Source organism: Caballeronia sp. AZ10_KS36, from assembly GCF_023631105.1.
Taxonomy (GTDB): Bacteria; Pseudomonadota; Gammaproteobacteria; order Burkholderiales; family Burkholderiaceae; genus Caballeronia.
This window is the reverse complement of sequence record NZ_JALQDQ010000045.1, coordinates 29,840-48,774: the sequence shown is the minus strand read 5'-3', so window position 1 is coordinate 48,774 and position 18,935 is coordinate 29,840. Positions and strand designations below refer to the sequence as shown.

Annotated in this window: 19 protein-coding genes; 14 read left to right on the top strand and 5 right to left on the bottom strand. The window is 61.4% G+C overall.

Annotated elements, in window-relative coordinates; all coding sequences use genetic code 11:
• Nucleotides 1-158: 158 nt before the first annotated feature.
• Together NCR35_RS27515 and NCR35_RS27510 are read left to right on the top strand one after the other, a co-directional pair.
• On the top strand, nucleotides 159-995 hold the full coding sequence (locus tag NCR35_RS27515; protein WP_250441929.1) for an ATPase: 837 nt from the start codon (nucleotides 159-161) through the stop codon (nucleotides 993-995).
• A gap of 10 nt (nucleotides 996-1,005) precedes the next feature.
• Nucleotides 1,006-2,730 carry an ATP-dependent helicase gene (locus NCR35_RS27510; RefSeq protein ID WP_250537081.1) on the top strand — a complete coding sequence of 575 codons (1,725 nt, stop codon included), beginning with the start codon at nucleotides 1,006-1,008 and terminating at the stop codon, nucleotides 2,728-2,730.
• A gap of 604 nt (nucleotides 2,731-3,334) precedes the next feature.
• Here the strand turns inward: NCR35_RS27510 and NCR35_RS27505 are convergent.
• From NCR35_RS27505 to NCR35_RS27490, 4 genes are all read right to left on the bottom strand, one after another.
• Nucleotides 3,335-3,544, bottom strand: coding sequence for a hypothetical protein (locus NCR35_RS27505; RefSeq protein ID WP_250537080.1), 210 nt, complete (start codon nucleotides 3,542-3,544; stop codon nucleotides 3,335-3,337).
• A 57-nt stretch (nucleotides 3,545-3,601) separates the two neighbouring features.
• Entirely contained in the window at nucleotides 3,602-4,054 is a 453-nt protein-coding gene (locus NCR35_RS27500; RefSeq protein WP_035967790.1) for a bactofilin family protein, read from the bottom strand.
• Between the two features lie 12 nt (nucleotides 4,055-4,066).
• Nucleotides 4,067-4,876, bottom strand: coding sequence for a hypothetical protein (locus NCR35_RS27495; RefSeq protein WP_250537079.1), 810 nt, complete (start codon nucleotides 4,874-4,876; stop codon nucleotides 4,067-4,069).
• Nucleotides 4,877-4,961: 85 nt separating this feature from the next.
• Nucleotides 4,962-5,561 carry a DUF1845 domain-containing protein gene (locus NCR35_RS27490; RefSeq protein WP_250537078.1) on the bottom strand — a complete coding sequence of 200 codons (600 nt, stop codon included), beginning with the start codon at nucleotides 5,559-5,561 and terminating at the stop codon, nucleotides 4,962-4,964.
• Nucleotides 5,562-6,237: 676 nt separating this feature from the next.
• On the opposite strand from NCR35_RS27490, the gene NCR35_RS27485 reads away from it, so the two are divergent.
• The 11 genes from NCR35_RS27485 (at nucleotide 6,238) to NCR35_RS27435 (ending at nucleotide 17,953) form a co-directional block, all read left to right on the top strand.
• A complete protein-coding gene (locus NCR35_RS27485) occupies nucleotides 6,238-6,504 on the top strand; it encodes a DUF7696 family protein (RefSeq protein ID WP_250537111.1) in 267 nt (88 codons plus the stop codon).
• On the top strand, nucleotides 6,501-7,829 hold the full coding sequence (locus NCR35_RS27480) for a recombination directionality factor (RefSeq protein ID WP_250537077.1): 1,329 nt from the start codon (nucleotides 6,501-6,503) through the stop codon (nucleotides 7,827-7,829). The genes NCR35_RS27485 and NCR35_RS27480 overlap by 4 nt, the downstream gene beginning before the upstream one ends.
• A 39-nt stretch (nucleotides 7,830-7,868) precedes the next feature.
• A complete protein-coding gene (gene ybiA / locus NCR35_RS27475) occupies nucleotides 7,869-8,492 on the top strand; it encodes a riboflavin biosynthesis intermediates N-glycosidase (protein WP_250537076.1) in 624 nt (207 codons plus the stop codon).
• Nucleotides 8,493-8,573: 81 nt separating this feature from the next.
• Nucleotides 8,574-9,968, top strand: a complete 1,395-nt coding sequence (locus NCR35_RS27470; protein ID WP_250537075.1) for a metallophosphoesterase family protein — start codon at nucleotides 8,574-8,576, stop codon at nucleotides 9,966-9,968.
• A gap of 240 nt (nucleotides 9,969-10,208) precedes the next feature.
• The gene (locus tag NCR35_RS27465) at nucleotides 10,209-10,757 is read left to right on the top strand and encodes a hypothetical protein (protein ID WP_250537074.1); all 549 of its coding nucleotides are present in this window, start codon (nucleotides 10,209-10,211) and stop codon (nucleotides 10,755-10,757) included.
• The gene (locus NCR35_RS27460; protein ID WP_250537073.1) at nucleotides 10,745-13,066 is read left to right on the top strand and encodes an AAA family ATPase; all 2,322 of its coding nucleotides are present in this window, start codon (nucleotides 10,745-10,747) and stop codon (nucleotides 13,064-13,066) included. Before NCR35_RS27465 ends, NCR35_RS27460 begins: the two co-directional genes overlap by 13 nt.
• A gap of 318 nt (nucleotides 13,067-13,384) precedes the next feature.
• Nucleotides 13,385-13,783 carry a hypothetical protein gene (locus tag NCR35_RS27455; protein ID WP_250537072.1) on the top strand — a complete coding sequence of 133 codons (399 nt, stop codon included), beginning with the start codon at nucleotides 13,385-13,387 and terminating at the stop codon, nucleotides 13,781-13,783.
• A gap of 89 nt (nucleotides 13,784-13,872) precedes the next feature.
• The gene (locus NCR35_RS27450; RefSeq protein WP_250537071.1) at nucleotides 13,873-14,058 is read left to right on the top strand and encodes a hypothetical protein; all 186 of its coding nucleotides are present in this window, start codon (nucleotides 13,873-13,875) and stop codon (nucleotides 14,056-14,058) included.
• Entirely contained in the window at nucleotides 14,055-14,867 is an 813-nt protein-coding gene (locus NCR35_RS27445) for a hypothetical protein (RefSeq protein WP_250537070.1), read from the top strand. Before NCR35_RS27450 ends, NCR35_RS27445 begins: the two co-directional genes overlap by 4 nt.
• A 74-nt stretch (nucleotides 14,868-14,941) precedes the next feature.
• Complete coding sequence (locus NCR35_RS27440; protein WP_250537069.1) at nucleotides 14,942-16,747, top strand: phosphoadenosine phosphosulfate reductase domain-containing protein; 1,806 nt, start codon at nucleotides 14,942-14,944, stop codon at nucleotides 16,745-16,747.
• Between the two features lie 153 nt (nucleotides 16,748-16,900).
• Entirely contained in the window at nucleotides 16,901-17,953 is a 1,053-nt protein-coding gene (locus NCR35_RS27435) for an SDR family oxidoreductase (protein ID WP_250537068.1), read from the top strand.
• 19 nt (nucleotides 17,954-17,972) lie between these two features.
• On the opposite strand, the gene NCR35_RS27430 is transcribed toward NCR35_RS27435, so the two are convergent.
• The gene (locus NCR35_RS27430; protein ID WP_250537067.1) at nucleotides 17,973-18,188 is read right to left on the bottom strand and encodes a hypothetical protein; all 216 of its coding nucleotides are present in this window, start codon (nucleotides 18,186-18,188) and stop codon (nucleotides 17,973-17,975) included.
• Nucleotides 18,189-18,313: 125 nt separating this feature from the next.
• On the opposite strand from NCR35_RS27430, the gene NCR35_RS27425 reads away from it, so the two are divergent.
• The gene (locus NCR35_RS27425) at nucleotides 18,314-18,592 is read left to right on the top strand and encodes a hypothetical protein (RefSeq protein WP_250537066.1); all 279 of its coding nucleotides are present in this window, start codon (nucleotides 18,314-18,316) and stop codon (nucleotides 18,590-18,592) included.
• The last annotated feature ends 343 nt before the right edge of the window (nucleotides 18,593-18,935 follow it).

The following is an 18,935-nucleotide window of genomic DNA, read 5'->3' as shown; positions in this document are numbered from 1 at the left end:
CGCCGATAATTCGGTGAAAGGCGCTCTAAATAGCCACCGTTTCGAGCTTTCTCACGCTGCCACCGCCGCAACAATGTTGAGTATGGGCAACGCGCTTTGCTTGCCTGATCCCCAACGATGAAACGGGACCGATGCGGTCCAGACAGGAGAAACGGCGAATGAGCACGGTTGTCGAACCCGGCAGTGAAGAGAAGGTCGCGCTGAGCGCACTTGAACAAGGTACGGCCGAGGCGCCGCTCACGACCGACGGCGCGGACGACGGCGAGCTTGAGCGCGAGTTGACGCAGATGGAGGCCGATGCGGACCGCCTCCAGAAGGAAGGCGTGATTTCCACCGACGACGCCGACATGAAGCGGGCGGAAGTCGCCAAGACGCGCAAGCTGTTCCGCGATCTGCCTGCCGCTGAGCGTATCTCAATCATCAAGCGCCGCCGTGAAATCGGTCGTCAGTTGCTCGACCGCCAGCTTTCGGGCGCGGCAGTCGTGACCGCCCGCGTGCGTCTGAACCATACGCGCCTGAAGCCGCTGTTCGAGCAGTGGTGGCCGTACATCAACCGCATGAGCATCAACATGCAGCGTTTCGGCCGCTCGACCTTCGGCGAGAACGACAAGGACGTGGTCAACAGCGCGCTCGAAAAGCTGCTCGGGGGTATCGAGAGCTACGTTGACGAGCAACTGCGCGTGGCCGAAGGCTTCCGCCAGCAAAAGGAAGCGGAGCTTCGGGCCAACAAGGAATTCGTGTTCGAGCCGACGATCCCGATGCCCGCGATGGACATCGAAGTCGAAGCGTATTCGCGCTTTTCGATGCGCGTGCTGGGCGTCATCATGAAGTTCGACCGGGCGATGGATCACTTCGACTTCATGGTGTGGAACGGCATTCGCGATCAGTCCGACGTGGACGACGAAGCCGTCAACTTCCTTAAACGCTTCAACCCGCTTGGCATTCGCGGGTACATGACGCACCTGAAGCTGATGACGACGGTCCGCGGCAACTAAGGAGGGCGCGATGCTGGACGAACTCAATCCCCAGCAACGGGAAGTCGCCCAGTTGCGCCAGCATTGCGTGGCGATCGCCTGCCCGGGCGCAGGCAAGACGAAAACCATCGCCACGAAAGCGGCCCTGCTGCTACAAGACAGCGCCGCGACGGTCGGCGCGGTCACTTTCTCGAAGGACGCCGCGCTGGAATTGCGCGAGCGCATCCTGGTTGCCGCCGGCGAGTCGGCGAAGAAGCGCTTGATCGCCGGTACCTTCCATTCCCTCGCTTTCAAGCAACTGAAACGCCCCGGCGCGCGGGCGCTTGATATCGCCTCCGATGGCGACCGGCTTGGCCTCCTCATCCGCGTGATGCAGGAACTCGGGCGCGACGGGAAGGCAGAAGACGTCATTCCAACGATCGAGAAGATCAAGACCAATTTTGGGCGGTGCGATCCGGACACTGCCGACGGCGAGCTTTATCACGCCTATCAGGACGCGCTTGCGCGTAACGGCAAGATTGATTTTCAGGACATGCTGCGCCTCGCTGTGGAGGGGATGGAGCAAGGCACCATTGCCCCATACGCGTTCACCTATCTCCTCGTTGACGAGTTTCAGGATACCGACCCGCTGCAGTACCGGTGGATCGAGCTTCATGCGAAGGCCGGTTCGATTGTGACGGTCGTGGGCGACGACGACCAGAGCATCTACGCGTTCCGCGAGGCGCTGGGCTATCGGGGCATGGAGTCGTTCATCCAGTCGTTCGCCGCAAAGCCCGTTGTCTTGGGCAGCAACTACCGGTGCCGTGCAGAGATTCTGGGCGCAGCGGACCGGGTGATTCGGAATAACGCCGACCGCATCGCAAAAGTGCTGCGTGCGGAAAAGGGCTCGGGCGGTACTGTGCAAACGTCCCGCCATCCAGACGAGTACGAGGAGGCAACGGCGGCGGTCGAGGTGCTCGGTCCCTTGCTCGCGAAAGGGCAGTCGTGCGCGATCCTGGCGCGTACCAACCGCATACTAGACCCCCTTGAGGCAGTCTGCCGCTCGCATGGCATCAAGTACTACCGGGCATCGGGCGCGTCCGTCCTGAGCCGCCCGGAGGGTGCGCTGATGTGCAATCTGCTTGAAATCGTGGAGCGAATCAAAGACACCGGCCTCGATGCGGTCTTGGCGCACCTTGGACTTACCGCCCAACAGCTACGCGCCCTCCACGCGGACATGGGTGCGGAACTGACGCAGAAGGGGCGGGCGGAGTTGGTTGATCTCGGGCTGCCCGAGGACGTCGCGACGAACTATCGCGAGTTTATGAAGCGGCTCGCTGAATGGCAAAGCCTGTGCGATCGCAAGTTCTATTCGCTGACGCTCTCGGGCGTCGCCGAGTGGATGTTGAAGTACGCGAAGAAGGATTCCGCAATCCGCGCAATTCAGGCGACGAACGACGTCTTGTCGCGCCTGTCCGGCAGTTTCGCAGAGCGGCTGCTGTTTTTGCGCCAAGACAACAATGAGCCGACACCGGGCTCTCTGATTCTCACGACAATGCACAGCTCCAAAGGGCTGGAATGGGATCACGTCTGGATTGCCCGCAGCGAGGAGACGATCGTCCCAGACCCGAAATCGACCGAGCCAGAAGAGCGGCGGCTGTTCTATGTCGCCATGACGCGTGCTCGCGAATCGTTAATGGTCTCGGGAACGTCAAAAAACTTCGAGTCCCGATTTGTGATCGAAGCGCAGCTTAACCAGGGCGCTATCGCGGCTTAACTCCGAATCTGCCGGGTATCGCTAGCCGGCGAAATTTAAGCAAATCGACCGGCTGATTTAGGAACTACCACGCGCAAAGGCAGCCCCGACAGGCTTTCACAATACGAAAAGTGAGCCGACTAAGGGGGGGGTGAATATCCGGCTCATTTTGTAACAGCCTTTTTGCGCTTAAAATTCAAAACACTAACGAGATGCCCAGCCGCAGTGGGACGCTCTCCGGAGAGCGTCCCTCCAGCACTATTGCGGCGAGGTCGGCCACGCGGTCAAGGGGAACGTCGGAGACTTCCTGCTGAGTCCCACCAATGCCCGACGCCGCCCCGACGCCCGAAAGCGAGTTTCTGAATGCGTTGCGCGAAGAGCGCAAGCGCGTCGGGATGTGCAGACGCTGGCAACCAGAGCTGTCACATCTGTGGAAGGCATCGCGCCGTTATATGCGTCCGGGCTTCAGGGCGCAAATATACCAACTCGTTGGGCGGTGCTAACCCGTCGTCACTCACCCTCACGTGGACCCGTGACGTCCATACGCAGCAAAAAAAAGCCCGCTCAAAAGCGGGCGGCAATCCATCTCGGTCGAGCGTGCGGGAGACGAGGATTCAGTCAAACCCTAAGTTTTCTGACGCATAGCCAGTTTGTACGTCACGACTGACTTGTACGCCGGGCGGTTCCAGTGCGGAGTGCCCAGCGTCATTGCCTGACTGTTCACAAGCCGCCCGGTGTCGAGCATGCAAAAGCAATGGCCTTCGAACGCGGCTTCTTGCGCTGCCGCGTCCCACGTCACGGTGAGGAAATCGAAGATCGGGTCAATCGGTTTCATGGTCGGGGTTCTTAAGACTTTGACCCGTTATCGGCACATCATGGGGCTCATAGAGACTCAGGCCATTGCGCGGGAGAGCTCTGTCACATTTGATTCCGCGCGTTCGTGGCCTTTCACGTCATCCAGGCGCGGACCGGCGATAGGCCCTTCGTCCGGCGTCGAATCTGCCTCGATCGTCAGCATTCTGGCAACGCGCTTGAGCGTGCCGTTCAAGGACGCACGCGGCCCAAGACGGATCGTGCCGGAGTAGAAGATGTCGCCCGACACTTGGCCGTTGATTTCCAGCGAGCCCCGCGCGTGCACATCGCCGTCGACGCGCCCGTCAATGCGAACGTGCTCGCCCTGCGCGGAGCCCTTTACGAGTCCGCCTTCGCCTATGTGCAGCAGACCCTGCGTCGAGATGATGCCGCCGTCGAGCAGGCCGAAGAACGAAATGCCGTGATCCACGACCATGTCGCCGGAGATCGCGCAGCCGCGCGCAATAAGCGTGATATTGAGTTCGGTTTTCATGGTGTCGATTCCTTAAAACATTTGCACTTCGTTCGCCCCGCCGCGGTTCGCAGGCGCTGACTTCTTGCTTGCAGCCGAACCCGTGTCGCCATCGCTTACCTGCTCATCCCGCGAATGCGAGCGATGACGGTAGTTGTGCGTACGGGCCGGTGCCGCGTGTTGTTGCGACGCTTGTTCGTCGGCGGCAGGCTGCGCCGCAGCTTGCGCGGCCGGCACTGACGCCACTGGTTGAGTGGGAGCCTGACTAGCCAGCTCTGCCTCGCGACGCGCTTGATGAATAGGCGAGGCAGCCGCGCGTTGCACATCGTTCGAGAGAGGAGGAGCGGATTTGTTGGCGGTCGCGCTCGCTGCTGGGCCGCCCGTTGTGCCCAGCGAATTCTTGAACTGGTCAGCCGTCAGGCCGATTGGGGGAGCGGCAGCAACGTCTTTTCCCGTCAGCATCGGAGCGAGCGCTACCGGATGAGGCGGCTCGGCGTCGATTGGGCGCGTCGCCGGTTTTTCCGTTGCCGGCCTTTCGCTTCCGTTGGATTGGGGCTGCGCGGCGGTCTTCTTTACTTCGTGCGCGGAGGGCGCGCCCACCGACTTGTACAACGACGCGGCTCCCATTCCCGCCATAGCCACGACAGCGGCGATAGCAATTGCGACAACGCTTCGTCGAGCGACAGGCGCCGCCTTCGGAAGCCGCAGCCTGAGCGTGGGTGTCTTGGCGTCTGCCGTCAGGTCGGTCGGCGCCGGGAGCGCAGCGATTTGCCGCGGCAGATCGATGGTCATCGAGTCAGGTGCGAACTGCGCATGCAGTCGTTGAATTTCGCGTAAGTCCATGCGGGGTCCTCCCGTCGTTGTTAGGTCGAGCATGTCCAGCCCCACGGCGCGCCAAACGCGAAGCGCAGGGCAGCCATACCCGATGTCAGTGAGTACGATCCGAGTCCGGAAGCAGCACACCTTCTGGCGCAAAGCGGTCGTTGTCGGGCATGCACAAGAAAGGGATTTGATTGATGCGTGCCTCGGCAGCCTCCAGTGCGGATTGGCGCACTTGAGCCGTCATGGTTCTCGCCATCAGCGCTTCCACCGTCTTCAGGAAAAGCTGGTCATACATCGAGAGGAGTCGCACAAGACGACCGGACATGGCGTGCTTAATTTCAAGCGTGACCATCTCGGGCGGAGTCGGTGCACGTCGACCTGGAAACTTACCTGCCCATGCGAGCGCCTTCTTCATGAACGCCTCGGCAGTTCGAAACTCCGACTCGATCGCGATCAGCTTGCCGCCGCGCGCAACGGTCATCTTTGCGGCGGCGAAGTTGAAGTCGGCGCGGAGAAATTCACGCGCGAACAATGAGTAGTACGGCAGTTCCGTTTTTGCCAGCGTGTCGCCGTTGATACGAGCGAGACGACTGTCGTTCGTCAGGCGGTTCAACGGACGCAGCCCGCTCTGCGCAGCGCGCTCGTTGCCGAGCGCAGCGGTTTGCTTAGGGTCTTCGTCAGGCGCTTCTAGGTCAATAACGGCCATGGGATTTTCGGTATGTCTGTGTTCTCTCTCACATATAATTTTCATTGATTAGGCAAGAGTCGAACGGGCGAAAGCTATATGAATTTCGTGAGCTTTCGAGCACACGCGTACGTCATTAACCCGGATACTCAACTCCATTCCCCGCGTCACCGACGCATCGACCTCGACTCCAAGCCCGGAGTCCATCTTTTCTCTGCAAGTCGTGCCCGCCTCGTGCGTTGGCATGCGCCGACCGGATAGCTACCGGTGTGGAAATCTTCCTTGTGCTGAGTGTGCTCGCTACACACTCCCCAATTTCAGCCGTGATACTCGTACCCTGTGCTGCATTCATTTGCGCCGGTACATCGTTCGAACCCGGGTTTTCGGGTGTTCTCTCTCCAGAGCCTGATCTGGGTAGAACGATCGAAGTTGGCTGATCCGTGATTCCTGCGGCGGAAGTAATTCCGAAAAGGGCTGTTGCGCGGCGTGACCATGCTGCGCGAGAACGACTTTACGTTCTCTGACCGAGCGCCACCGGCTATGCCGGCCGCTCCCTGCTCGCCACGTCCCCGGAAGGGACGTGGCGCGTAGGTCTCTATTTCTATTTCACGAAGCTCGCTCCCTCACCGGAGCGGGCTTTTTTTTCGTCTGTCGCTTCCTGCGGCCGGACATTTCTCAACGGAGGTGCTGTTCCATGCTGTTGCCCGACCGCCTCAATCAGCGTATCGCCGAGGCCATCACGCATCAAATCAATACCGAGCGCGAGCAGGCGGACACCACGTCCCCCGTTTGGCGTGAGCGGTGCGAAGTCGCTCGAGTCGCGATGTTCAGCGACGCAGAGCGCTCTGTCTTCATTTCCCATATCAGCGAACGTCGCGGCAGTGCGGCAGCCCGAGAGATGCAATCTCAGGCCGAATCACTGCGGACCAACGCCATCTTCTTTCTCGCGAGGAAACCGTCATGAATGCAGTAGTTCAGATGTTCGATCACGCGCCGCGCAGCCTCGTTGAAGAACGAGCTATTCGCCCGCCCACGATCGGCAAGATTCGACCCGGTATCAAGGTACTTACGCGGGCGCACCAAGCCAACGACAAAGCAGTCAAGCTCTATAACGACATGGTGGCCGCGGGCGAGTCGTTCGAAGCCATCGGCAAGGTGCTCGAAACGTCGCTGAAGCTGCGCAACGCGCTCATTCCGCGCAACGTCGACTACTTCGTCTGCAGACGCTCGGATTTCTCGAATCCGGACACGGCCGACGATATCCTTCGGCTTTATGGCGAAGATCGCGGTCACGGGTTGCGGCTATACCGCTTCCCGATCATGTTCGCCTTCGACGACTGGCTGCGCACTGTGCCGAATCAGATGGCCGCGTACACCACAACCGGGCGACAGTACTTCTCGGAGTACGACCGCGACGGCAAACGCTATTGCAAGACGTATGCACCGGTCGAGCGTAACGCACGCGCACAGCGGGCGCGGCGATCCTTCGGTGGGCGACTGGTCGTTCACCGACAAGACGACGACATTCCCGACGGCGTCTGTGATCCTCACGTCTGTCCGCAGTATCAGGACCGCAAGTGCAACCTGACCGCAAACTTCTTGTTTGCAGTTCCGGACGTGAAGGGACTTGGGCTGATCGAGTTGCCGACCAACTCCATCTACGTGCTGCAGAAAGCGTATTCGGCGATGCAGACCGTGGCATTGGCGCGTGGCAGGCTCACCGGCACGCGCTTTTGGCTCTCGAAGAAAGAGTTTGACATCACGCGGATTGACGACAACGGCCAGGCCGTACGTCAGAAGCAGATGCTGACGGTGCTCGATGCCGATATCGACCTGGGCGCGCTGTTGGACGGCGCGGACGAGGCTCAACCGGCGCTCGATGCTGCCAGTCGTGCGGTGGCCCTGTTGGAGTCAGACGGGACGTTACAGTCGATTGGCGATCCGGTCGTTCAGCCCGAGCAGGAGCAATCTGAGGCCGACCGGGCAGGCGATGGCGAGCCATCGGGCATCGACGGCGCAGCTGGTCATGACGACGACTCCCCCGACCCCGATGAGACGCTGGAAGACAAGCGTCACCGTATGTCCGACCTGCTGCATCGTCTGGGCCTTAGTCAGCCGGAGCGTCAGAACGGCTTTCGCAAATACGCGCACCAGACCTTCGGTCGCGGCTGGATCGAGCGCATCGCTGATGTGGATGCGATGAACGCACGCCTCAAAGCGGCGCTCGACGATCCCGCCTCGCTTGACGTCGAAATTCAGGACGCGATTGCACAAGCTGCTTACGTCTAACCTTGGCCAGTCCCCTCCGGGGGCTGGCATCCTTTGTCCGTGGCACAGCCTTTCTCGCTCGCGCATGAGAGCATTTCAGCAAGAACCGCTTGCTCAAATGTTTTCGACCGCGCTCAAACCTGCGCATCGAATCCGTCCGCTTCGGCGGCCCATCTACTTGTTCACGCGAAGGAGTCTCCGATGCGTAGAGTCGGTAACTTCACGCTGTTTTTCGGCGCGGAGGACGCTTTTAGCAACTGGCATCCGTGCCGCTTTACCTTCCATGACGTTGACTTTCGGTCGGTGGAGCAGTTCATGATGTTTTCAAAAGCCAAGCTGTTCGGCGACGAGGACATCGCCCAGGCTGTGCTCGCCACACATCTCCCGAAGGAACAAAAAGCCCTCGGCCGCAAGGTCAAAGGCTTCGACCTCGAAATGTGGAAGGTGAAGCGCGAGTCGATCGTCTATGTCGGATGCCGCGAGAAGTTCGCGCAGCATCCCGGCTTGCGAACGCTGTTGCTCGCGACGGCGCCGACCGAGCTTGTCGAGGCGAGTCCCTACGACACGATATGGGGTGTGGGTCTGGGCGAACATCACCCGGACATCACGGACAAGACGAAGTGGCGTGGCCAGAACCTCCTGGGCAAGGCATTGATGAAAGTCCGCGACACGCTGTCAACTTAATCCCTTTCTTAGTGCGCCCGAACGGCGCATCCGCAAATACTGGCTACCTTCGGGTGGCCTTTTTCATTTATAGGAGGCGATTTGAAGATCGCACATTTTTCTGACCTGCACTACGCGCCGGGCAACATCGAAGAGTCGGACCGATGCTTCGGTTTCGGCATCGACCACGCGGTGCTGGCGCACGCCGACGTCGCAGTCATCTCAGGCGATGCGACGGACCATCGTCTGGACGCACACGCGCCGTCGTTGAACCGCCTCGCTCGCCGCATTAACGGTCTGAGCGGCAGCATGCCGGTCCTGATGCTGCAGGGCACGTTCTCGCATGAGCCTCCGGGCACGCTGCGCAATTTCGAGTTGATGGCGACGACGCACCAGATCTACGTTGCGGAACGCGTGCAGCAGGTGAGCCTTCACGAGGGGCGGTTTTACCCCTCGGACGGTCCGGTGTTCTCGGACGAGGAGCTTCGCGAGGTTCTCGCGATTGGCGCTGACGTCGTGTTCACCTGCTTGCCCACGGTCAACAAGGGGCAACTGGCGGCCGCGGTGGGTGCCAAGGAAGCCGGTACCGGCCTCGAAGCTGTGCTCGGCAATTATCTGGTCGCCGCTGGCCGCATCAACCAGCAGCTCAGAGCGGCGGGGATACGTACCGTCGGCGTGTCGCACGGCACGGTCAACGGTTGCACGACCGAGCACGGCGTCACGATGGCGGGCTTCGATCACGAGTTCTCGCTGGGCAGCCTGTTCGAAGCCGAATGCGACGCCTTCATGCTTGGGCACATCCATAAAGCGCAGCAGTGGGAGCGCGCCGGCCGCGTCGTGGCCTATCCGGGATCCATCGGGCGATTCCACTACGGGGAAGAAGGCGACAAAGGCTTCCTGATGTGGGACGTGCAGGTGGGAAACGCGCGAGCCGATCTGATCGTTACGCCATCGCGGCAGACGGTCTGCATCGACTTTGACGGACCGCCCGACATGCAGCGCCTTGCGGAACTGGCGGCGGATGCGACCGACAAGTTCGTTCGTATTCGTTGGCAGGTCGACGAAGAGCACAAACAGTCAGTGGACCGCGACGCGATCGCGGCGCTGTTCGGCAACGCGGCGGAGCTGAAAGTCGAAGCTCGCATTCTTCCCGTCGTCCGGTCACGCGCGCAGGGCATCAGCCTCGAGACGTCGATTGACCGAAAGCTCGAGCGCTGGTGTGAGCACACCGATGTTGATCCGGCGCCCTTGCTTGACCGGCTGCAGTTGTTGGAAACGGGGGACGCGGAGTCAATCGCCGCTGGCGTGCTGGCGCGACTGAGCGACGCTGAGGCATCGTCGAGCATATTCGAGCCTGCGCCGGTGACGGCCCACGTAGCTCCGGATGGCGATGTTGGCGACGATGCACTGCCCATGCCGGATGCGACGGTGGAAATCGTCGAGTCGGCTTCGGCAGATCAGCTTTCGTGGCTCAACGATGATTTGTTCGCGGCTTAATTAGCAAGTGAGGTAGCCGCGCATGCAAGGGAGGCCAGCAAGGCTCCTTCGCCTGAACACGCAAGCCGTGTTCCGATAGCCGACCGTCATCGTCGCTATCGAAACAGAGGTTTCACCGCGTCTTTGACGCATCGATTAGTAGTGGCAGGCCCTGTCTCTAGCAGTCTCATTTCCTCTTTCACCCTGGCGGGGAGCGATCCCTACCGGGGCCGCATTCCGCCCACCATAACGGAGTGCATCATGTTTGGTCTTTATCCCGCTGGCCCGAACTGGGTTCGCACCTTTGCGTTGGGCGACTGCTCATCGCGTGATCTTCAAAAGTCTTTGGTCGATCTGGCCGGCTTTACCGCTGCGATTCAACATCAACCGTTCGGTCAACACCGCGGCGCAGTGCTGGCGCAGTTCGGTCAGACGCTGTTGCTGGTCGCCACGATCCGCAGCGCTTGCGAGATCGCCGTCACGCCGACCGTTGAAATGCAGCACCTTCTGTGGTCGTATCAGGAAGGGTATGCAAGCCAGTGGTCGCCTGCCGAGATCCGCAGCCTCACCGGGCATAGCGGTTGGTCCGAACTTTTGACGAACGCGCGTCGCGAGTTCGGCAGAGTCTGCGACAACGTGGCGGCCGCACTAGACGGAACGCTTCAAGCGCCCAAAGCGGCGGCGCAGTCTGTGCCGACCGTCGTAATGAACGAGCCGTTTCCCAACGAGGATGACGACGCGTTCTATTCGCAGATGGCAGCGATGTCGTCTTCGATGACTGTGTCGGAGGACCTGTCATGCGGCCTCTGAAACTGACACTGGAAGGCTTCGTTGGCGTGCGCGATGGCATGAAGCGCGAAAGCGTCACGCTTGATCTGGAGTCGTTGCCGGATGGCCTAATCGCCTTGACCGGCCCTAACGGGGCGGGCAAGACCACGCTTATGGACAACCTGCACCCGTATCCGATCATGCCGTCGCGCGCGTCGAAGCTGTCGGTCGACGCCTTTTTTTACTGGGACCATATCTGCGGCACGAGCGCGCTTAAGCAACTCGAATGGGAGCACGATGGCATCCGCTACCGGTCTTCCTTCACGTTCCGCAAGCCCGGCAAGACAGGCAAGGCGGAGTACTACCTCGCCTATCGCGGTGTCGACGGCACATGGCGTCCTGTCTCGCTGCCCGATGGAACAGTGTCGGACGGCAAGGCTGAGTCGTATAACCGGTGCGTCGAGGCGATCAACGGCTCCCTGGAGACGTTTTTCACCAGCGTCTTTTCCGCGCAGAACCGGAGGCCGCTCGCGTCCTACGGTGCCGGCGAGATCAAGACGCTCCTTGCGGAGTTGCTCGGCATCGATCACCTGAAGGCGTTGTCAGCGAAAGCTGGCGACGTGGCGAAGGTGCTTGGAAAGTCGCTGGAGGCAATCCAGTCGGAACTCGGTGCCCTCGCGGGCAAGCGGCAGCGCAAGGCGGAGGTCGAGCAGTCGATCATTGCGCAGGGCAGTGCACTGCAGGCGGCTCGCGCGCAGCGTGAAACCACGCTTGGGCAAGCGAGCAAGCTCTCTCAAGAGCGCGCAACGCTCGCGGCGAAGCAGGCGGAATCGGCGACCACCGAAGCCCGCCTTCGTGAGCTTGGCGTACGTCGCGACGAGCTGAACCGGGCCATGAAAAGCTCGGCCGATGACGAGCAGGCAGCAGCGGCTCGGAGTCAGCAGCGGGTCGCGGTGCTTTCTCGAACGGTGACCACGCATCAGGCCACCCTTGCGCGACGCGACGCCATCCTGGGCGCAGCGGCCAAGCGAGAAGAGATCGAGTTGGCGATCGCGCAAGCGGTCGACAAAGTCGGTCCCTTGCAGCGTGACATCGCCGATCTTGAGACCAAGCGCGCGACGCTGAGCACGCTCGAGGCGTCGCTGTCCGGCTTGATGAGCGAAGGCACGACGAAGGCCGCGCACTTCGAGACGCTGAACAAGCAGGCCGCGGTGGTTGACCAGGTTCCCTGCGTCGGCCATTCGATGCATGGTCAGTGCCCGCTGCTCACGCAGGCGTTGCAGGCGAAAGCGCAAGCGGAAGTGCAGCGTGTCTCCATTGCGACTCTTCGTGCGACGTACCGCGAGAAGAAACTGCAAGCAGACGCGCTCGCGCTGGTGCCGGCCTCGTTGGCGGCGGCACGGGTCGACATGCTGGCGATCAACGACGAGGCCGCAAAGCTACGCCGTGAGTTGCAGACGGCGACAGAGCTTGCCGCAAGCAAGCCGCTTCTCGATGCAGCGATCGCCGGACTAGAAACCAGCCAGGCGGAGTTACGTTCGATTGCCGAGGAGAGCGCCGCGCGCTCGGCGAAATACGAGTCTGAGAAGGCGCGTATGGCAACCGAGCTTGCACGCATCGCCGAAGAGGTCGGGCGACTGGCCGCTGTCGATGTGACGGCGGTAATCGCGAGGCTCGATCGCGACATTGCAGCGAATCGTGAAGCTGTTGCGTCGCTCGATGGTCGAATCGAAGCGTTGATCCGCTCCCAGAGCGTTCTTCAGGCGGAAGCTCAGGCGCTCGCGGTCGAATTGGACAAGTACTCGGCCACGCAGTCGCGTGCTGATCGCCTGTCCGACGAGATCGCCCGCTGGAAGCTGCTGGCAAAGGGCCTCGGGAACGACGGCGTTATCGCTCTGACGATCGACGATGCGGGACCTGCGCTTACGCACACCGTCAACGAGCTTCTGCTCGCTTGCTACGGCATGCGTTTTACCGTTGAGATCCGCACGCAGCGTGCGCTCGCAAGCGGTGAACTGCGCGAGGGATTCGAGATCGTCGTCCACGACTCTGACTCCGACAGCAGCAAGTCGGTATCGGTGATGTCTGGTGGCCAGAAGGTCTGGATCAACGAGTGTCTCACGCGTGGCATCGCCCTCTATCTTGCGCAGAACACCGGTCAGCCGTATCAGACCTTGTTCAGCGACGAGTCAGACGGGCCGCTCGACCCCGAGCGCAAAGTGCAGTTCATGCGGATGAAGCGCGAGGTGCTGCGCCAAGGTGGGTATCAGCGGGAGTTCTTCATCTCCCAGACGCCTGAGCTTGTTGCAGAAGCCGATGCCGTAATCGACGTTCAGGCGCTTGCCGCCTGAAATCTCTTCAACCCTTGTGGGGGAGTCGCCCCCGCAAGGGGCGCTTCCCGTCTTTCTGATCTCTTTCTCGCGCCTCGCGGCGCTTCTCCCTATGGCAAATCTTTTGATGCTGCTGCTCGCGGCAGCCGGTAGTCCGTCTCCATCTCACGCGGCCGCTCACCAGCCGCCCGCGCAGCATGTTGCACCCGCAAATGCGCAGTCGCAATCACAGTCGCAGTCCCGCCCGCCGTACCTGCGCGGCTCGTCTGCTTTCGATACCGGTCGCCTGCGTCGCATCTGACAACGGCCAGCCCAACTTCATTTTGTAGGGAGCCCCTCATGGCCTATTCATGCACCGATTTTGTCGACGACGTGCTCAACGACATGGTGATCCGAAGCTGGATCAAGCCCGAGCAATACGAGCCTGACGATCCGCAGGGTCAGTGTGACGCGGTCGTAGCCGCTATCGGCAACGCAGACGTCTCGCTGAACCTTGCAGCCGACGCGAAGCAATTCCATACGGAACTGCTGGATGCAGTCGAAACGCTGACCGGCATTGCCGAGCAGCACGGGACAGTCGCGCTCGCGAACGTCGTCTATCTACAGGCGGCGATTCTCAAGGGCAGCATCATCGAGCTCACGCGCGAAGAAGCCGAGGCGTTCGCTTTCGTCAGAAACTTGCCTTCGGGCGGTCGCTGGTGGACACGCGTCAAGGTAGCTGATCCAAACGCACGCTGATCGCCGGCGCACCAGCGCCACCAATCTTTCTATCCCTCGCGGGCAAGCGGCCCGCAGGGGTCGCTCCGCATCTTCTGTGGAGTGTTTTCATGTTCGAAGCAGCCAAGCTCGGCGCATCGCCGCAGCAGTTCGTCAATCTCGAAGCGGCGATTGACTACATCGCCGGTACGCCCTCGCCGACCGGCGAGGTGAGACCGTGGGTCAGGAACGTCGACACGAAGACGTTCCTCATCATCGGCGGCAGAGTTCAGCCACGCAACGGAGTGCCGCAATGACTCCGTCGTGGCTGGAACAGTACGCCAATGGTGAGAAGCTCGGGCACGCGCAGGCTTTCATGGCGTACGCGGAATACTACGGCGTCGACGGTTCTGCCGATGACGATCCGGAAGTCGAAGAGCGGATTGCCATGCACCGGCAGCCGATCGTCGGCTACGCAAGTCGCACGGGCACGCGTCGCAACCTGGCTGCATTGCAGGGAGCGGACTGGCGCCTGCTGGTCTCGGCCAAGGGCGAACTGCGTACTGAAGGGTTCCGATACGCGCTGGACAACGGCGCGTGGACGGCTTACCAGCAAGGCGAGCCTTTCGATGAGCATGCGTTCTCCGTCGCCGTCGAGCGGTTGGGCGAGCGCGCTGAGTGGCTCGTCGTTCCAGACATCGTCATGGGTGGCATGGCCTCGCTCGACTACTCGTTGAAGTGGCTCGAACGCCTGCGCGGCATGCCGTGCCGGATGCTGATAGCCGTCCAAAACGGCATGCAGGTCGAAGACGTCGCCTCATTCCTGTCGCCCGCCGTCGGCATCTTCGTCGGCGGCTCCACGGAATGGAAAGAGCAGACCGCGCACGTCTGGGTCTCGCTCGCGCGACGCCGTCATTGCTATCTGCACGTGGGCCGCGTCAATTCCGCGCGGCGCATTCGGATCTGTGCGGCGGCCGGTGCGGACAGCTTCGACGGCACCAGCGTGAGCCGGTATGCGAAGACGCTGCCGCGCCTCGACCGCGCGACGCGGCAGGGCGACATGTTTGCGGCTGCGCACGATGGCCTCGAAGAGGCGCAACGAGCGACAGCCGACCTGTTTATCTAACGAAACATCATCCTTCAACCCTTTTCGGGAGCGCATCCCCGAAAGGGTCGCTCCTGTCTTCATCTGGAGCGGATATGGAAAGCGAAATTTTGATCAAGATGGAAGCTGCGATCAGCGTCATGCAGCGATACATCGAACAGGGCCATAGCCTCAGCTGCGCCTATTCGGGCGGCAAGGACAGCACGTGTGCTTTGGTGTTGATGGTGGAGGCGATTCGCCGTGCCGGCGGCACGACGATCACCCACCACGTTCAGTCGGCCGACACGACCATCGAGAACCCAACGATCGCAAATTTCCTGCACTCGGTGCTGGACGAGCTGCAGTTGTATATCGAAGCGTCGGCATTGCCGGTGCAAGTCCACGTGACGACGCCTTCGTTGGCCAGCCAGTTCGTGGTCTCGACGATAGGGCGCGGCACGTTGGTGCGCACGCCTGAGAATGGCGTGCGTGACGGTAGAAGGACGAGAGCCTGCGCCGACGAGTGGAAGGTACGGCCGGGAGGCCGACTCAGAACGCTGCTTGAACGCAGAGCCGCAGATGACGGTGCTCGCGAAGTCATAACCGTGCTCGGACTGCGGAAGGACGAGAGTACTTCGCGTGCCGTTGCAATGGCAGAACGACGCGACAGCGCCGAGGTTGCGGTCCGAAGCAGAACCGGGGCGTTGACCCTCAGCCCGCTAAGCGAATGGACGTCCGATGATGTGTGGACGATGCTCGCGCTGCTGTCCGCGGACGAAGGCATGACGTTTCGCTCGCCGTTGGCGCCAAGCACTATTCACCGCCTGTCCGAGATCTACCGGGCAGGGAACGGCGGAACGTGCGGTGTCGTGGTGGGCGAATCGGGCGCTCGCGCCGCGTGCGGCTCGCGTTTCGGGTGCTCCTTCTGTTGCGTCGCCGGCGATCGCGACAAGTCGCTTGAGGCCATGATCGAGGATGAGCAATACGGCCATCTTCGACCGCTCAACGACTTCCGCAACTATCTGCTCGCGATCCAGTGGGACATGTCCCGGCGCGAGTTGGTGGGTCGTTCGTTGAGTGAGGCCGGTTACACGCGCATTCAGGCGGACACCTACAGCTACACGACGCGGGTCGATCTGCTGAAGATGCTGATCAGCATCGACGCGGCCGAGCGGGACCGGGCTGAAGAGCACTCGGCCGACCTCGCTAACGGTTCTATCCCTGATACGGAGCACAACCGGATGCTGTGCGAGGCGCAGTTCGAGTTCGTGACGCCGCAGCAGTTGGTGGCCATCGACTTCTTTCTGTCGATGCATCACTACGCGCCGCACGCGTTTCCGGCGCTGGCGGTCTGGCACGACGTGAACGTGCTTGGGCGCCGGTATCCGGTTCCGAAGCTCGACGGCCTGCCGAAGACTGACATCGTGCTGCACGGCTGGTATCCGGTCGGCCAGTACGACCGCGATGCGCCTTCGGTCGGGCTGCGCTCGTTCGATGCCGAGCAGTGGAATCCGTATCGGCATCCGGGTCGGCCCGGGCGTTATGCGCGGACGACCGGTGGCGAGCAGACGGTGTATTTCGAAGAAGCCACGCAGTTTGACGTGGACGCGGAAGCCGCCTGTGCGTTCGTGACGTGTACCTATGACACCGTCTTCACGCTGGACACGCAGCACCGCGACGCGATCGACTCAGCGCACTTCTGGCTGAATGAGGGCATCGTGAAGTTGCCGACCGGCATGGCGCAGCGGTATCAGGACATGGCCAAGCGCGGGCAGTACTTCGCGCGACTCGCTCTACGTCTTAATCTGACGGCGGCCGAATTGGACTTGCATCTCGTGTCGAATGCGCTCAGCGATGCCGAGCACGGTGCGCTGTTGGGCCAAGACCGGCCGCAACTGAGCCTTTTTGCGGAGGCAGCTTAGGTTGGCTGCCAGCACTTTCGAACAACCCCGAGCTAGTCTCGGGGGTTTTTTTCGTCCTTGGGAAATTGACGACCGACACGCCGGCGTCACGTGCATTGGGAATGGGGCTTGCGCGAAGGTCGCATTCACTTGACGTGTCCTGAGGAGCTGTCGATGTCGGACGAAGAAATGTCGCTGTCTCGCCGCAAGCTGATGCAAAGCGCCACGGCAGGCGCTGCCGCCATGCTCGCGGGCGGCGCTGCGCTTGCACAAGGCGCCAACGAGGGAAACGCTGGGGGAAGCGGTACTAGCGGAATGGTTGGCCCGTCGGGCGCATCGCCGTCAGCGGCGCCGCGGGACCCGCGCGCGTTGAACGCGCATCCGCCCTTCCCGGTCCAGCATCAACCGTGGCCGGGACTCGCGAGCAAGATGACCCCGCGTCCCGATCACGGTGAGACGACGTACCGCGGAAGCGGGCTGTTGAATGGCCGCAAGGCCATCATCACGGGCGGCGACTCAGGAATCGGGCGCGCGGCGGCCATCGCCTATGCGCGCGAAGGCGCGGATGTGGCCATCGTCCATCTGCCCGCCGAGGAAAACGATGCGCGAGAAGTCATCGACCTTATTCGCGCGGCGGGCCGCAAGGGCGTGTCCATTCCCGGCGATATCCGTGACGAGAATTTCTGCAAGCAGCTCGTCGAACAGGCGGTCAGCCAGCTCGGCGGACTGGATATCCTCGTCAACAACGCGGGCCGCCAGCATTCGCACGATTCCATTCTCGACATCAGCACCGAGGATTTCGACTGGACCGTTCGTACCAACCTGTACGGCATGTTCTGGATCACCAAAGCCTCGATCCCGCATATGCCGCCGGGCTCGGCCATCGTGAATACAGCGTCCGTGAATTCCTACGATCCCTCGCCGAATCTGCTCGACTATGCCATGACCAAGGGGGCCATCGCGAACTTCACCAAGGGACTCGCCAAGCAGATGATCAAGCGCGGCATACGCGTGAACGCCGTTGCGCCGGGGCCGTTCTGGACGCCGCTACAGGTGAGCGGCGGGCAGACAGAGGAGAACTTGAAGAACTTCGGCAAAGAAACGCCGATGGGCCGCCCCGGCCAGCCCGCCGAGATCGCGCCGCTGTACGTGCTCCTTGCGTCGGCGCAAGCAAGTTACGTGACCGGGCAGGTCTATGGCGCATCGGGCGGCAAAGGCTTCCCTTGAGCGTCGTCGCCAAACGGCTCTATCCAGGGAGCAGGCGATTACGGCGCCGGTACGCGTCCGCCAACGCCGCTTCGTAAGTCGCCAGGATTTGCTTGGATAGTTCCAAGTCGATGCCGCCAAAGAGCGGATAGGTGAGGATATGGTTGCGCTGCCTGAGAACCCTGTGTTCCCACTTCGCTATTTCCGCCTCGGCTTTGGCAAGCTCCCTGGTCGCTATTTCGTCGGGAATCATCATGTCGCTCTTTCGTCCACCCCTGTCGTCGAGCAATCGCAGGACCACATGAGGGAGAAAGGACCGCAGCACCCGCGCGACAGGGGACCACTGATTGCTCTGCATGGGATGAGGAAAAGGAGGGTGCTATGTGCTATGGAAACCCGCATCAAATGCTGTCGGAGATTCTGAAGGTGCGTCGACTGGAGCCTGATCAGCACGGCCATAACGCGCTCGACAACTTCGAGCATTTCTGTTCCTACTCGGGCTGCGATTCGCGAACCATTGGCGACGAAGCGTTCGCGTGGGCGAAGCTGGCTTACGTAAGCGCTCAGCTTCCGCCTGCGACCGCGATGCCGGAGGCGTCGGATGAAACGCCGGCAGACGAGCGTGACTATGTCCGTCGCAATGCCACAACGGTTCGCTAGCTAATCCGCAATTTTTGCTGCACTCGAATGACGGACGTGTACTAATTGCCGCACTTGCTCTAGTATCTGGAAAAGAACAGATAACTGAGAGCAGGGCGGTAATGGAAGCTGGGTACGAGGTTCAATATAAGGGGTGCACGCTGTCGCCCAGCGCGGTCGACGATGGCGAGTCTTATACCGCGATGGCCGTCGTGACAAAGCCCAACGGCGAAAAGTACGCGAGCGGTGCGCTCGGCCAGTTCCCGTCCGCCTTATCGGCCAGGCAATTTGCCATTGCCCATGGAATGGCGGTCGTGGATCGCAGGGAACCGCCCGTGCCGGACTGGCCGAGCCACATCAAACG

Bases quoted from the DNA above. Each gene is read 5' to 3' on its own strand.
- NCR35_RS27515 (WP_250441929.1), top strand. From the start codon at position 159: ATGAGCACGGTTGTCGAACCCGGCAGTGAAGAGAAGGTCGCGCTGAGC.
- NCR35_RS27510 (WP_250537081.1), top strand. From the start codon at position 1,006: ATGCTGGACGAACTCAATCCCCAGCAACGGGAAGTCGCCCAGTTGCGC.
- NCR35_RS27505 (WP_250537080.1), bottom strand. From the start codon at position 3,544: ATGAAACCGATTGACCCGATCTTCGATTTCCTCACCGTGACGTGGGAC.
- NCR35_RS27500 (WP_035967790.1), bottom strand. From the start codon at position 4,054: ATGAAAACCGAACTCAATATCACGCTTATTGCGCGCGGCTGCGCGATC.
- NCR35_RS27495 (WP_250537079.1), bottom strand. From the start codon at position 4,876: ATGGACTTACGCGAAATTCAACGACTGCATGCGCAGTTCGCACCTGAC.
- NCR35_RS27490 (WP_250537078.1), bottom strand. From the start codon at position 5,561: ATGGCCGTTATTGACCTAGAAGCGCCTGACGAAGACCCTAAGCAAACC.
- NCR35_RS27480 (WP_250537077.1), top strand. From the start codon at position 6,501: ATGAATGCAGTAGTTCAGATGTTCGATCACGCGCCGCGCAGCCTCGTT.
- NCR35_RS27465 (WP_250537074.1), top strand. From the start codon at position 10,209: ATGTTTGGTCTTTATCCCGCTGGCCCGAACTGGGTTCGCACCTTTGCG.
- NCR35_RS27460 (WP_250537073.1), top strand. From the start codon at position 10,745: ATGCGGCCTCTGAAACTGACACTGGAAGGCTTCGTTGGCGTGCGCGAT.
- NCR35_RS27455 (WP_250537072.1), top strand. From the start codon at position 13,385: ATGGCCTATTCATGCACCGATTTTGTCGACGACGTGCTCAACGACATG.
- NCR35_RS27450 (WP_250537071.1), top strand. From the start codon at position 13,873: ATGTTCGAAGCAGCCAAGCTCGGCGCATCGCCGCAGCAGTTCGTCAAT.
- NCR35_RS27445 (WP_250537070.1), top strand. From the start codon at position 14,055: ATGACTCCGTCGTGGCTGGAACAGTACGCCAATGGTGAGAAGCTCGGG.
- NCR35_RS27440 (WP_250537069.1), top strand. From the start codon at position 14,942: ATGGAAAGCGAAATTTTGATCAAGATGGAAGCTGCGATCAGCGTCATG.
- NCR35_RS27435 (WP_250537068.1), top strand. From the start codon at position 16,901: ATGTCGGACGAAGAAATGTCGCTGTCTCGCCGCAAGCTGATGCAAAGC.
- NCR35_RS27430 (WP_250537067.1), bottom strand. From the start codon at position 18,188: ATGATGATTCCCGACGAAATAGCGACCAGGGAGCTTGCCAAAGCCGAG.
- NCR35_RS27425 (WP_250537066.1), top strand. From the start codon at position 18,314: ATGTGCTATGGAAACCCGCATCAAATGCTGTCGGAGATTCTGAAGGTG.